The sequence below is a fragment of the Winogradskyella sp. 266wxhm genome (assembly GCF_058964685.1).
This window is the reverse complement of the sequence record NZ_CM179559.1, coordinates 2,283,514-2,296,965: the sequence shown is the minus strand read 5'-3', so window position 1 is coordinate 2,296,965 and position 13,452 is coordinate 2,283,514. Positions and strand designations below refer to the sequence as shown.

Genomic DNA, 13,452 nt, shown 5'->3' with positions numbered 1-13,452 from the left:
TAAAATGAAAACAACAGTCAAAAGAACTATAGGAGTCATAGTGATAGCTCTAACGATTACTGCTTGCTCACAAAAACAAGAAAACTCTATAAGCGAAATGCTTAAAGACCCATCACAACAGGAAAAGATTTTAGCCATGATGACAGAAGATCACGACCTAAGCAAAACATATATTGATAAGATGATGACTAATGACCACGCAACTGGCATGATGGTGGACGAGTTGGTAAAAGCCGCTGCCAAGGATACTATTTTGGCAAGGAAATTAAGTACTATGATTACTAAATATCCAGACCTTATGGTGCTTACTAACCATCATTTTATGCCCATAATAGCTGCTGATGAACATTTAAGCGATACCTTTTGCGATCACGTATTGGAGCACGATAATATAGCAGATTCAATGTGTCAGAAAATGAAGGATAAAGAAGGTATGGAGCCTTGCCATTAAAAGCAATTTAATTAATAAAAACTAATTCAAAATCATAAAATTATGTATCGATTAAACGTAAAAAAACTCGGGTTTGCCTTTGGTCTTACAGGAGCGTTAATCTATTTGGGCTGTATGATAGTAATGTCAACTGCAGGTAGGGAAGCCACAATCGACTTTTTTAATAGCCTACTTCACGGCTTAGACACCACAAGCATCATCAGAATGGATGTTCCCTTATGGGAAGCGGGTCTGGGAATCATACAGACCTTCATACTGGGTTGGCTAGTTGGTGCCTGTATTGGGGCATTTTATAACGCGCAGATAAAGAGTAAATAATAATAAATTAGAGTAAATAATAATAAATTATGGACAGAAGAGATTTCATTGCAACAGGTGCATTAAGCACAGCAGGGATGATATTTTTCCCGGGTAACCTGCTCGCTAAGGAGAGCAAAGAATTATTAAAGACCAAATTTCCACAACCCTTACCCTTTAAACAAGATGGCGAATGGAAAGAGTTTGAACTTTATGTTGATATCAAAATACAAGAACCGGCACCAGGTTTCTCATTTCACACATTGGCATTTAACGATATGGTGCCTGGGCCAGAAATAAGAGTGAATTATGGTGATAAAGTAAGAGTAAAGTTTAAAAACAAGTCAAAAATTAACCATACAATACACTGGCATGGCATGCATGTCCCTTGGCGTATGGACGGAGTCCCTATGGTTAGCCAGCTTGCCGTAATGCCAGAAAACGAATTTATTTACGAATTTGAAGCAAAACCTATAGGAACACATTTTTATCACTGTCACTGGGGTACCGTACTGCATATGCAGGCAGGTATGTTCGGCAGCCTTATTGTTGAAGACCCTAATGATACAATTAAAAAGCAATTCCCTTATGAGAGAGAATATACATTAATTTATTCTGCCCACGATGTAAACTTTATCAGGCAAGAAATGAATAGAATGTTGGAGCGCATGGATGAACGTTCTTATTTAATGAGTAAGGGAAGATTTGACCATGAACGTTGGGCAGTCTTTAATAATCATGACCAATTAAATGAATCTATTAAAAATGGGTGGGAACCACCATACGCTTTAAACAGACGTGCACCTGCAGGAATTCCACAGGCTGATTGGTTTACAGTAAATGGAAAATCTTATCCTGATACACCATACCTTTTCATTAAATCTGGTGAAAACATCCGTGTTCGACTCATAAATGCTGGTGCTGAAATACATAATTTACACTTACATGGTCATGATTTTTGGATGGTAGCTGATGATGGTATTCCTATACCACAACCTTGGAAAAGAAACACAGTACCCCTTACACCAGGAAAGACTTACGATATTATTATCGAAGGAAACAATAGAGGTATATGGACATTTCATGACCATGACACACGAAAAGTAACTAATAATGGTCTGTACCCAGGTGGAAATTTGTTAGCTCTGGTTTATGAAGATTTACCTGAAGATGAATTGATTATTTCTAAGTATTCTGGAAACCCAATGTATAAAAATACAGGGATGAATATGAATTCAAATATGAAGAGTATGCTAATGGGCGATGACAAGCTACCCAAAATTGCTTTAGACGAATAATAACCAATAAATAAAGAAGAAATGAAAAAATATCAATTAACAATAGTATTCCTTGGGTTAATATTTATGCAAGGATATGGTCAAGGAAGAGGTGAAGATTTATTACCCGAAATAGAAATCGGTTTTAAAACCATTACAACAGGCAATTATTTTTCAAACAAAGGCACTCCATCCTTAAACATTCCAGTGTTGAATGAAGGAGAGAGAACGATTTCCGATTTTTCGGATAGTTATTTTATGATTGGTGCTAGACAGAAACTATATAAGGGATGGAGAGGTCAAATGGTTTTGGGATTTTCTTTTCCTGATGCCAATACCGGACTGGGTCAGGTTTTCTACAATCAAATAATGGCGAGAGTTGAAAATAAAAGGAATATAATCACAATAGGGCGTACAACTACCCAAACAACATTGGGTTCGTTTACTACTTTTCGTGATGATGATGTAATGCAGTTTAATTATATTTTAAATCCATTCTCAAGTGGCATTAACACAGAAGACAACCAATATGCAAATGTTCTGGAGTACACCCATATATTTAAGGATCGGTTATATGTAACCTTACATGGCGAAAATTATCAATCTTTCAGCAACCCGAATGACTTCTCTTTAAATGGAATTGGAGGTTCAATAGTTTACAGAGTACCTGAAAGTCAGGTTTGGAAAAGGGAAATTATAAAAGAAATTGGGGTAAGTTCGGTAAACTTTGACATTGAAAACCCGAATTCACCGGGTTCTAACACTTATTTAAGTAATCTAGCCAGCTATGTAGCGTTAAATATTCACCCTGATCCTGTTCATTTCGTTGATTTTAAATTAATGAACATAACAAATTTTGGGATTGATGGTATTTCAGATATAACGAGTTATGATGATTATACAAGGAGCAAAAGCCAATCATTTTTTGGAATGGTTCGTTATTTAAACAGGAAACTTGAACGACCTAATTATCAGATATCATTAGGTGGTGGTTACAAGTCATTACCTGAAATCAATGGTGGAGCCAATCAGTATGTTCTTATTTCAAATATGTTTTACAGAATAGGCAACAATTTTGATTTATTGGTTCAATACAGATATCACGAAAACAGAGGTGAGTTAACTCCTTTGTTAGGCAAAAGCCAACATAGATTTCAAGTAGGATTATCCTTCTCTTTCAATAAAATATTCAATAATCAGTTTGATGACAGAAACTCAATCTTGAACTTAGAACATGGGTATATAAAGTAAGTTTCATGAACAATATATTAAGTCATATTAAAACAATATTAATCCAAATTATCATTGGTGCAGGAATATTTTACTTTTTCCTGCACCCTTTCACCATGGTTATGTACTGGTTTGAATTTAATGACATACCCTTTTCACTTTCTAAATTTCAAGAAATATTCAGTGAACGACTCAACGAATCTTTTAGTTTCAATATGAGAGTAATGAGTAGTTTACTTACACTTTTTGGTGCTGTTTTAGGATTAATTAGCAGTTTATTTTGGATTAAAATTAAGAGCAAAAATATTAAAATAGATAAGCAACATAAATTATTACAACGAGACCTATCTGAAATTATTGCAGATGGCGAAAATGAGCGTGTCGAATTTAAATCTTCTATACGGTATGACTATTATCGAAAAACAACCAATCGCGATTTAGAAAAGGTCATTGCCAAGACCATTGTAGGTTTTATGAACGCAAAAGGCGGCAAACTAATTATTGGTGTTGATGACGACGGAAACGTTTTGGGTCTGGAAAAGGATTTTAATACACTCAAACACAAAAATAGGGATGGTTATGAGCGTGAGGTTTTCAGAATCATTTCTACACAATTAGGCCACGAAGCTTGTTTCAGTAATCACATTTCCTTCTATAGTTTAAATGAAAAAGATGTGTGTTTAGTTGATATTGAACCTTCTGAAAAACCTGTGTACGTTAGCGATACCGAAAATACCACCTTTTATGTTCGGACAGGTAACGCTACTTATCCACTATCGGTTAAAGAAGCTGTTAATTATTTAGAAAATAGAAAGCAATAGGTCTATGCAATATGTCTGGTTCATATGGTCTCTTATAATTCTTGCTCTTTGGGCAATAATCTATTTGTCAAAAAAGGGGTATAGAAAAGAAATGCTCAAAATGAGCCTTATTACGATGCCCTTTGGTTTAACAGAACCATTATTTGTACCAGAATATTGGATGCCGCCTTCCTTATTCCATTTAGCGGAAAGAACAGGTTTTGATATTGAGAGCCTTATCTTCTCTTTTGCCATTGGCGGAATAGGGACGGTATTGTATAATCTGATATTCAAAAAAGGCTATATAGATATGCCTCATACCGAACGGAGCCACCAAAGACATAAGCTACATATTTATATACTTTTTGTTCCAGCCATTGTATTCGTCATATTTAGTCTTTTCACCACGCTTAACCACATCTATTGTGGCATCATTGCAATGTTTTTTGGTGGTTTGGCAACATTGTACTGTCGCCCAGATTTAAAAGGAAAGATATGGGTTGGAGGAATCTTGTTTACCATACTGTACTTCATTTATTTCGGAAGCATCCTTCCGTTTTATCCGCAATATGTGGAGCTGTACTGGAATCTAGACAACCTGACCCATATTCTTGTTTTGGGAATCCCAATTGAAGAGTTACTGTTCGCTTTCACCTTTGGTATGTATTGGTCTGGATTATATGAACACTTGTATTGGAGAAAACTTATAAAATCGAAAGAAATGTCAACCAACTAAAACATTCAAATTATGAAAATATTATTGGCCATAGATGGTTCAGATTTCAGTAAAGTAGCCATTCACGAACTTATAAAAATGACCCTATCCTCAAATAGTGAAATTCATATTATAAATGTTTATGAACTTCCTAAAACAACCGGTCTGGGATTGCATACTATGGGCGGCAAGATAGGAAATTACATAGAAGAAATTAGAAGTAACGCTCAAAAATTGGGAAACAAAATCGTTTCAGAAGCTTTCGATAAAATCAAGGCCGAAAACAAGGCACTTACCATAACCACAAGTGTTGTTAGCGGACTGCCCAAAAGTACTATTAATGAAAAAGCAGAAAATTGGGGTGCAGATTTAATTGTAGTAGGCTCTCAGGGTCACGGTGCTTTTTCTCGCTTAGTATTGGGCTCAGTATCACAATATTTAACCACAAATGCCAAATGTTCAGTACTGATTGCAAGAGATAGAAATAAAAAATGAAAGAAAAGCAAACACATAGCATTACGTTGGAATCCACCTGTAAGATAACAGATGAGATATGTCTTCCCGATACTAAATTACCTCGTGTGGTTATCGTTGGTGGAGGATTTGCAGGTTTGGCATTGGTTGAGAAACTGAAACACAAAGAAGTTCAAGTGGTTTTACTCGATAAAAATAACTTCCATCAGTTTCAGCCTTTATTATATCAAGTGGCAACGAGTGCCCTGGAGCCTGACAGTATTGTATTTCCATTCAGAAAACAAATCAATGGCTATAAAAATGTTTTCTTTCGTTTGGCTGAAGTTGAGGAAATTCAACCTGATTCAAATACTATATTGACCAATAAGGGAAGTGTTTCTTATGACTATTTAGTGTTGGCTACTGGCACGACCACCAATTTCTTCGGGATGGATTCTGTGGCCGAAAATAGTTTGGGGATGAAGGATATTCGCGATTCCCTCAACATCCGTCATATGATGTTGCAAAATTTGGAACAGGCAGCTATTACTTGTGATGATAAAGAACGCGACACGCTGACAAATTTTGTAATAGTAGGTGGTGGTCCAGCAGGCGTAGAAATGGCAGGAGCTTTGGCAGAGTTTTGCAAATACATCCTTCCCAAAGATTACCCAGAGTACCCTTCTTCCATTATGAATATTTATCTAATAGAAGCCATTGATGAGTTGTTAGGCACAATGTCAGACAAGGCATCATCGAAAACCCTCAAATATTTAGAGGATTTGAATGTAAAGGTATTATTAAATGAAGCTGTAAGCAATTATGACGGCAACGAAGTCACTACCAAAAGTGGTAAGACCATTTTGGCTAAAAATCTTATCTGGACGGCTGGCGTAAAAGGACAATTCCCAAATGGTATTGATGGAAAACATGTAGTCAGAGGCAACCGTATTAAAACCAATGCCAATTTAAAAGTAGAAGGCTACGAAAATATTTTTGCCATAGGTGATATCGCAGCACTCATTTCCAAAGAAACCCCAAAAGGACATCCACAAGTAGCACAGACCGCTATTCAACAAGGTAAATACCTGGGCGATTCGATATTAAATATCATAAATAACAAATCCATAAAACCTTTCAAATATAAAGATAAAGGTTCCTTAGCAACCGTAGGTAAACGCAAGGCAGTTGCCGATTTGGGCAAATTTAAATTTGCAGGCTATTTCGCCTGGTTGCTGTGGTCCGTTGTTCACTTGATGTCCATAAGTGGATTTAGAAATAGATTGATGGTTGGTTTTAATTGGGCGGTAAGTTATTTCACTTATGAAAAGAGCAACCGCCTGATTATTAGAAACTTTAAACCGAAATCTTCGGTTAAAAACAGAACAAAATAATTTTGAAATGAAAAACACCACAGATAAAAATAATAAGCTTTCCCTAATAGGTTCCATATCTCTTGGTACAGGCGTAATGATTGGTGCTGGCATATTTGTCCTTATGGGGCAAATAGCAGAGTTGGTGGGTGATCTATTTCCCATTGCATTTATTGCAGGTGCTGTTGTGGTGGGTTTTAGCTCATATTCCTATGTCAAGTTTTCAAATGCTTTTCCATCGTCTGGAGGTGTGGTTAAATTCCTTAACAAATCCTATGGACCTGGAACAACAACAGGGTTTTATTCTTTGCTGATGTACGTATCAATGGTAGTTTCCGAAAGTCTGGTGGCGGGCACTTTTGGAGCATATACGTTGAGACTATTTCCCGAGTCCTATGCAGGTTATGCCTCTACCCTGGGTGTTGGGCTAATTGTTGTTGCTTATATAGTGAACATCCTGGGCAATAAGGTTATTGGTGCCACCGCGACATTTACCGCTATTATAAAGGTAGTGGGAATAGCAATTTTAGCTACTGCCGGCCTTGCAATTTCAGGTTTTGCCGATATTACGGGAAACTATATTCCCAAAAATACTGAGACATTACCACAAGGCTTCGGATTTGTGGCCGCTTTGGCGTTATCTATCCTTGCTTATAAAGGCTTTACCACTATCACGAACCAAGGGGGCGATATTAAAAACCCGCATAAAAATCTTGGTAGGTCTATCGTGTTTTCCATACTTATCTGCACACTGATATATGTAGCCCTGGCATTAGCTGTTGCGGGAGGTTTAAGCATTCCTGAAATAATCGAAGCTAAAGATTATGCCCTTGCAGCCGCCGCAAAACCTGTTTTTGGGGAATGGGGTTCCTGGATTACCATTGGCATTGCCATTATTGCCACGGTTTCTGGGGTCATTGCCAGTATCTTTTCCTCTTCACGCTTGTTGGCAATGCTCAGCAATATGAAACAGGTGCCTTCTTTAACCAAACTTGGTAGCTTAAAAAATCCAGCACTAGTATTCACGTCTTCCCTCGCCATTTTACTGACCGTGCTTTTCGATTTGACAAGGATAGCATCCATTGGGGCTATTTTTTACCTTATTATGGATATCGCTATCCATTGGGGGCTGTTCCGCAATCTTAGAAAAGAAGTGGATTTTAAACCAATTATCCCCGTGATTGCCATTATACTGGATGTTGCAGTACTCTCGGCCTTTATTTATATAAAATATCTGAACGATCCTTTGGTTCTTATTGTCGCGGCAATTGGGATTGTTCTAATACTTGTGGCGGAACGCCTTTTTATGATTTCACATACAGACGATGAAGGTAATATGCCGATGGGAATGAAGAATACAAGTGACAAAAACAAAAAAACATAATTAATTAAAAACAATTTATATGAAAAATGTAGCAGTTATAGGATACGGAGTCATTGGAAAAAGGGTGGCAGATGCCATCAACTTACAAAACGATATGAAGCTTTCGGGAGTTTGCGATATCATTAGCGACTGGCGCATTCAAAATGCCGTAAGAAAGGAGTATGATATTTATGCAGCAACTAAAGATGCTGCTGATAAAATGAAATCTGAAGGGATTTCGGTAAAAGGCGATATGCAGGAACTTTTAAAGAAATCAGACCTTGTAGTGGACTGTACACCCAAAAAAATTGCCGCTCAGAATGTCGTTATCTACAAGGAGCAAAACATCAAATTTATTCTACACGGTGGCGAAAAACACGAAACCACAGGGCATTCCTTTAGTGCAGAAAATAATTACAAATCCGCTCTAAACTTGAATGCGACAAGAGTAGTTTCTTGTAATACTACGTCTATTTTAAGAACCTTGACCGCTTTAAAAAGAGCCGATTTATTGGATTATGCCAGAGGTACACTTTTAAGAAGAGCTACAGACCCTTGGGAAAGTCATTTAGGTGGTATTATGAATACGATGGTTCCCGAAAAAGATATCCCAAGCCATCAAGGTCCAGATGCTAAAAGTGTTGACCCAGAACTGGATGTCATCACCGCAGCGGTAAAAGTACCCGAAACATTGAGCCATATGCACTACTGGAATGTGAAATTGAAAAAGCAGGCGACAAAGGAAGAAGTGCTAAATGCTTTCAAAACTTCAAGTCGTATTAAACTAATTCGATATGACCAAGGCTTGGTTTCTAACAACACCATTAAAGAAATGTTTCTGGATATGGGAAGACCTTGGGGCGATATGTATGAAGTTGCGCTGTGGGAAGATATGCTCAAAGTACAGGGAGATGAACTTTTTTATGCCTATGTAGTCGATAACCAAGCTATTGTAATCCCGGAAACAATTGATGCTATTAGGGCATTAACTGGAATTGAAACAGATGGTACAAAATCCATAGCCAAAACAAATGAAAGTTTAGGAATCCATTAAATACTATCAAGATGAAAACAGACAAGAATATAGTAGAACTTTTAGGAGAAAAAGCAGACTTCTATTTAGAACACGTTTGTGAAAAAATAACAAAAGATGAGTTACAAACACCAAGCACAAATAGTATAGACAAGGTGTTTGGCAATAGCAACAGAAATTCACAGGTACTTCGTAGCCTTTCCCAATTATACAATCACGGAAATCTGGCAGGAACTGGTTATTTAAGTATCCTTCCTGTTGACCAAGGTATTGAGCATAGCGCGGCCTTTTCATTCTATAAAAACCCAGATTATTTTGACCCAGAGAACATCATAAAACTTGCTATGGAAGCTGGTTGCAATGGTGTGGCTTCCACCTTTGGGGTTTTAGGATTAAACGCCCGAAAATATGCCCATAAAATCCCTTTTATCGTCAAGATTAACCATAACGAGCTACTTACCTATCCAAATAAATATGACCAAACATTATTTGGTAAGGTAAAAAATGCCTGGGATATGGGAGCAATTGCCGTAGGAGCTACGATTTATTTTGGTTCAGCAGAAAGCAACAGACAGCTAAAAGAAATAGCTGAAGCTTTTGAAGAAGCACACAATCTGGGAATGGCCACCATCTTATGGTGCTATACACGGAACGAGGCATTTAAAACCAACAAGGAAGATTATCACGCAGCTGCCGATGTAACTGGGCAGGCAAACCATTTGGGTGTTACTATTCAAGCAGACATCATCAAACAAAAATTACCTACCAATAATTTTGGTTTCAAAGAGATAGGATTTGGAAAATATGATGATGAAATGTATAAAACCCTTACCACAGAACATCCCATTGACCTTTGTCGATTACAAGTCGCCAATTGCTATATGGGCAGAATAGGATTAATTAGTTCCGGAGGTGGCTCTAAAGGAGAGTCTGATTTGGTCGAGGCAATTACCACAGCCGTAATCAATAAAAGAGCTGGTGGTTCTGGGCTGATAATGGGTAGGAAAGCATTTCAAAAACCTTTTGGTGAGGGTGTAAATATTTTACAATCGGTTCAACAGGTATATCTGGAGGATAAAATTGACATCGCATAACAAAAAAGAATGTTTGACACAGAGATAAAATCGCTTAAATCGCTTAACGATTATTTAGTAAAGCTAGTAGAAAACCGACTATGGCTCAAAGTCATTATCGCCCTGTTACTTGGTGTTGGTTTTGGGTTGCTCTTAAGCCCACAAAATGGCTGGGTATCCAAAGAAACTGCTGATGTGGTAGGTAATTGGCTTGCACTTCCAGGAGTGCTATTTCTTAAACTAGTACAGATGATAATGATTCCATTAATTGTAGCATCCATCATAACAGGTATCGCAAGCAATGATAAAGATAGCCTCAAAAAACTTGGTGGTGGCGTGCTGCTTTATTTTCTCGGTACCACTATAGTCTCAGTAAGTATAGGCACGATTATATCTCAACTCTTTAAACCAGGACGCTTTTTACATCAACAATCGCTATCAGAGCACAACGATATATCCGTGGTGAATTCAGAGGGTTCTGAACTGTCTTTCGGACTTGAAAACATACCCGATGCCATATCAAATTTGCTTCCTGAAAATCCATTGGCATCAATGGTAAGCGGTGAGATGTTAAGTATCGTGATTTTCACAATCATTATTGGTGTAGCTGTGCTATCGCTTGAGGATTCTTTACTGCGCCCAGTAAAGCTTCTTTTAAGCGCCATACAGGAAGTCTGTATGACGGTAGTAAAATGGTCAATGCTTCTAGTACCTATTGCCGTATTTGGGCTTATGGCGCAGCTTACCTCTAGTGTTGGCTTAAGTTCATTATCGGGTTTAACTTACTATGCGGGAGTGGTCCTGCTTGGTCTGTTACTACTTGTGATTTTCTACGTTTGTTTAGTAGCCTTTCTTGGAAAGTCTAACCCGCTTCAATTCCTTAAAAAGATTAGAGATGTCCAACTATTGGCCTTTTCTACCACTAGTTCTGCAGCCGTAATGCCGTTGTCGCTTCAAACAGCAGAGGAAGAATTAAATGTAGATAAGACCGTCAGTAATTTTATTATTCCTATTGGTGCAACCGTTAATATGGATGGCACAGCACTCTATCAAACCATAACAACCCTTTTTATAGCTCAAGCCTATGGCTTAGAAATGAGTTTGCTTAACATCATTGTTGTCATTGTAACCATTGTAGCAGCGTCCATTGGCACCCCAGCCATACCAGGTGGTGGTGTGGTGATTCTCGCTTCTGTTTTAGGAAGTGTTGGTATACCTGCTGAGGGTATCATCATTATCATCGGTGTGGAACGTCTCTTAGGAATGTTTAGAACAGCAGTAAATGTTACGGGCGACCTTACGGCTTGTATGGTATTCAACACCTTGTATGGAAAAAGACTGTCATTAGCCAATATCAAAACAGATAATAAACCAAATTTAGAATGATAAATTAATGAATACTGATAAAATTAAACATATTGGCGTATTTACTTCTGGTGGCGACAGTCCCGGGATGAATGCTGCGTTGTACGCCATCGCAAAATCTGCTGAAATAAATAATATCAAATTAAGTGGGTTTCGAAAAGGATATGAAGGACTAATAGACGGTGATTTAGTTACATTAAAATCACACGAATTACAAAAAATAACACACAGAGGCGGCACTATTCTAAAAACAGCACGAAGTGAACGTTTTATGACTCTAGAAGGTCGAAAAAAAGCATTACGGACACTACAGGCCAACCATATTGACGCGCTAATAGCTATTGGTGGTGACGGTACTTTTAAAGGTTTACTTGTTTTTTCAAAAATATGCGACATCCCGTTTATAGGTATTCCTGGCACTATAGACAATGATATTTCAGGAACAGATTATACCCTTGGTTTTGATTCAGCAGTAAATACTGCCATTGAAAACATTGATAAAATACGTGATACAGCCGAATCCCACGACCGCGTCTTCATTGTAGAAGTTATGGGAAGGGATTCAGGATATATAGGTATCCATTCTGGCTTGGTTGTCGGTGCCAATGGAATTCTAATTCCTGAAAGCACACAAGACTTGACATTTTTATTAGAAAAAGTAAAAAACTATGATAGTGAGGATGCATTCTTAATAATAGTATCCGAAGGTGATGAAGTAGGTACAGACGTAGTGGCATCTAAAATTAAAGAAGTCAACCCAAAGGCCGATTTGCGAATTACAAGGTTAGGACACGTGCAACGTGGCGGCAACCCGTCTGCTTTTGACAGAATGTTGGGAATCAGGCTTGGTGCTGCTTCTGTAGATGTGCTTTTAAGAGGCTCTAAAAACGTAATGGTTGGGCTCTACAACAATATGATTTGCACAACCTCATTTCAAAGTGTCGTAAAACAGCACCATATAGATGAAGAACTGCAGGACCTTTTAGAACTTTTTGGTTCATAAAATCTTAAATTATGAGAACAACAATATTTAGTACACATAAATTCGATAAGCCTTCACTTATCAAGGCAAACGACGGAAAGCACGAGTTATATTTTTTGGAATATAGGCTTACGAAAGAAACAGCAAGATTAGCGAGAGGCTCTAAAGCCATTGCACTATTCTCTAACGATGATGCCTCTGCTGATGTCTTAGATGAGCTGTATCAACAAGGAATTGAGTATATCGCATTACGTTCAGCAGGATTCAATCACGTTGACCTTAAAAAAGCTGACAAACTAGGACTAAAAATAGCTCGTGTACCAGCCTACTCACCATATGCTATTGCAGAACATACTCTAGCACTCATCTTAGCACTTAACCGAAAAATAATCAGAGCACACAACAGAGTTCGGGAACAAAATTTTTCACTGAACGGACTTACAGGGTTTGACCTAAACGGTAAAACAGTAGGTGTTATAGGGACAGGAAAAATAGGTGCAGTTCTCGTAAAAATACTTCACGGTTTGGGCTGTAAGATATTGGCCCAAGATGTCGCTGAGGATAAAAACCTGATAGACTCTTATGACGTCATTTACACCAACTGTACTACTATCTGTAAACAAGCAGATATAATCAGCCTGCACGTCCCATTGACCCCATCAACGCAACACCTAATTGACACGGAACACATAGGCTTAATGAAAAAAGGTGTTATGCTCATTAACACGAGTCGAGGTGGTTTAGTTGACACCAAGGCCGTTATAGAAGGATTAAAATCTGGCAAAATTGGGTATTTCGGGATGGATGTGTATGAAGAGGAAGAAGGACTATTTTTTGAAGACCACTCTGATACAATTTTGCAAGATGAAGTCATTGCAAGATTGATGACTTTCAACAATGTTCTTATCACAAGTCATCAAGCATTTTTAACCGAAACCGCATTAAAAAATATCGCAGACACGACCATATACAATTTAGACTGTTTTGAAGACAAAGTACCTTCTGGAAATGAAATTATACTGAACTAAAATTATACGAAC

General features: G+C 37.7%; 14 protein-coding genes. All 14 read left to right on the top strand.

Annotated features, from left to right (window positions below):
• Positions 1–4 precede the first annotated feature (4 nt).
• From AC2H4K_RS10185 to AC2H4K_RS10120, 14 genes are read left to right on the top strand one after another with little or no spacing between them, the layout of a single operon-like run.
• A complete protein-coding gene (locus AC2H4K_RS10185) occupies positions 5–451 on the top strand; it encodes a hypothetical protein (RefSeq protein WP_493742376.1) in 447 nt (148 codons plus the stop codon).
• A gap of 42 nt (positions 452–493) precedes the next feature.
• The gene (locus AC2H4K_RS10180; protein ID WP_493742375.1) at positions 494–769 is read left to right on the top strand and encodes a DUF5676 family membrane protein; all 276 of its coding nucleotides are present in this window, start codon (positions 494–496) and stop codon (positions 767–769) included.
• A 29-nt stretch (positions 770–798) separates the two neighbouring features.
• Positions 799–2,046 carry a multicopper oxidase family protein gene (locus tag AC2H4K_RS10175; protein ID WP_493742374.1) on the top strand — a complete coding sequence of 416 codons (1,248 nt, stop codon included), beginning with the start codon at positions 799–801 and terminating at the stop codon, positions 2,044–2,046.
• Positions 2,047–2,067: 21 nt separating this feature from the next.
• The gene (locus tag AC2H4K_RS10170) at positions 2,068–3,276 is read left to right on the top strand and encodes a hypothetical protein (RefSeq protein ID WP_493742373.1); all 1,209 of its coding nucleotides are present in this window, start codon (positions 2,068–2,070) and stop codon (positions 3,274–3,276) included.
• 5 nt (positions 3,277–3,281) lie between these two features.
• Positions 3,282–4,076, top strand: a complete 795-nt coding sequence (locus AC2H4K_RS10165) for an AlbA family DNA-binding domain-containing protein (protein ID WP_493742372.1) — start codon at positions 3,282–3,284, stop codon at positions 4,074–4,076.
• Positions 4,077–4,080: 4 nt separating this feature from the next.
• Positions 4,081–4,791, top strand: a complete 711-nt coding sequence (locus tag AC2H4K_RS10160; protein WP_072316395.1) for a lycopene cyclase domain-containing protein — start codon at positions 4,081–4,083, stop codon at positions 4,789–4,791.
• A 12-nt stretch (positions 4,792–4,803) separates the two neighbouring features.
• Positions 4,804–5,265: a universal stress protein gene (locus AC2H4K_RS10155; protein WP_127844251.1), complete on the top strand. Its 462-nt coding sequence runs from the start codon at positions 4,804–4,806 to the stop codon at positions 5,263–5,265.
• Entirely contained in the window at positions 5,262–6,617 is a 1,356-nt protein-coding gene (locus AC2H4K_RS10150; RefSeq protein WP_127844252.1) for an NAD(P)/FAD-dependent oxidoreductase, read from the top strand. Before AC2H4K_RS10155 ends, AC2H4K_RS10150 begins: the two co-directional genes overlap by 4 nt.
• Before the next feature lie 7 nt (positions 6,618–6,624).
• On the top strand, positions 6,625–7,980 hold the full coding sequence (locus AC2H4K_RS10145; RefSeq protein WP_493742371.1) for an APC family permease: 1,356 nt from the start codon (positions 6,625–6,627) through the stop codon (positions 7,978–7,980).
• A gap of 19 nt (positions 7,981–7,999) precedes the next feature.
• A complete protein-coding gene (locus tag AC2H4K_RS10140; protein ID WP_127844254.1) occupies positions 8,000–9,013 on the top strand; it encodes a type II glyceraldehyde-3-phosphate dehydrogenase in 1,014 nt (337 codons plus the stop codon).
• Between the two features lie 11 nt (positions 9,014–9,024).
• Complete coding sequence (locus AC2H4K_RS10135; RefSeq protein ID WP_493742370.1) at positions 9,025–10,086, top strand: class I fructose-bisphosphate aldolase; 1,062 nt, start codon at positions 9,025–9,027, stop codon at positions 10,084–10,086.
• Positions 10,087–10,095: 9 nt separating this feature from the next.
• Positions 10,096–11,451, top strand: coding sequence for a dicarboxylate/amino acid:cation symporter (locus AC2H4K_RS10130; protein WP_272852114.1), 1,356 nt, complete (start codon positions 10,096–10,098; stop codon positions 11,449–11,451).
• Positions 11,452–11,458: 7 nt separating this feature from the next.
• Positions 11,459–12,433, top strand: a complete 975-nt coding sequence (locus AC2H4K_RS10125) for an ATP-dependent 6-phosphofructokinase (RefSeq protein WP_272852113.1) — start codon at positions 11,459–11,461, stop codon at positions 12,431–12,433.
• Positions 12,434–12,444: 11 nt separating this feature from the next.
• The gene (locus tag AC2H4K_RS10120; RefSeq protein WP_272852112.1) at positions 12,445–13,440 is read left to right on the top strand and encodes a 2-hydroxyacid dehydrogenase; all 996 of its coding nucleotides are present in this window, start codon (positions 12,445–12,447) and stop codon (positions 13,438–13,440) included.
• The last annotated feature ends 12 nt before the right edge of the window (positions 13,441–13,452 follow it).

Bases quoted from the DNA above. Each gene is read 5' to 3' on its own strand.
- AC2H4K_RS10185 (WP_493742376.1), top strand. From the start codon at position 5: ATGAAAACAACAGTCAAAAGAACTATAGGAGTCATAGTGATAGCTCTA.
- AC2H4K_RS10155 (WP_127844251.1), top strand. From the start codon at position 4,804: ATGAAAATATTATTGGCCATAGATGGTTCAGATTTCAGTAAAGTAGCC.
- AC2H4K_RS10165 (WP_493742372.1), top strand. From the start codon at position 3,282: ATGAACAATATATTAAGTCATATTAAAACAATATTAATCCAAATTATC.
- AC2H4K_RS10130 (WP_272852114.1), top strand. From the start codon at position 10,096: ATGTTTGACACAGAGATAAAATCGCTTAAATCGCTTAACGATTATTTA.
- AC2H4K_RS10160 (WP_072316395.1), top strand. From the start codon at position 4,081: ATGCAATATGTCTGGTTCATATGGTCTCTTATAATTCTTGCTCTTTGG.
- AC2H4K_RS10150 (WP_127844252.1), top strand. From the start codon at position 5,262: ATGAAAGAAAAGCAAACACATAGCATTACGTTGGAATCCACCTGTAAG.
- AC2H4K_RS10125 (WP_272852113.1), top strand. From the start codon at position 11,459: ATGAATACTGATAAAATTAAACATATTGGCGTATTTACTTCTGGTGGC.
- AC2H4K_RS10140 (WP_127844254.1), top strand. From the start codon at position 8,000: ATGAAAAATGTAGCAGTTATAGGATACGGAGTCATTGGAAAAAGGGTG.
- AC2H4K_RS10135 (WP_493742370.1), top strand. From the start codon at position 9,025: ATGAAAACAGACAAGAATATAGTAGAACTTTTAGGAGAAAAAGCAGAC.
- AC2H4K_RS10175 (WP_493742374.1), top strand. From the start codon at position 799: ATGGACAGAAGAGATTTCATTGCAACAGGTGCATTAAGCACAGCAGGG.
- AC2H4K_RS10120 (WP_272852112.1), top strand. From the start codon at position 12,445: ATGAGAACAACAATATTTAGTACACATAAATTCGATAAGCCTTCACTT.
- AC2H4K_RS10180 (WP_493742375.1), top strand. From the start codon at position 494: ATGTATCGATTAAACGTAAAAAAACTCGGGTTTGCCTTTGGTCTTACA.
- AC2H4K_RS10170 (WP_493742373.1), top strand. From the start codon at position 2,068: ATGAAAAAATATCAATTAACAATAGTATTCCTTGGGTTAATATTTATG.
- AC2H4K_RS10145 (WP_493742371.1), top strand. From the start codon at position 6,625: ATGAAAAACACCACAGATAAAAATAATAAGCTTTCCCTAATAGGTTCC.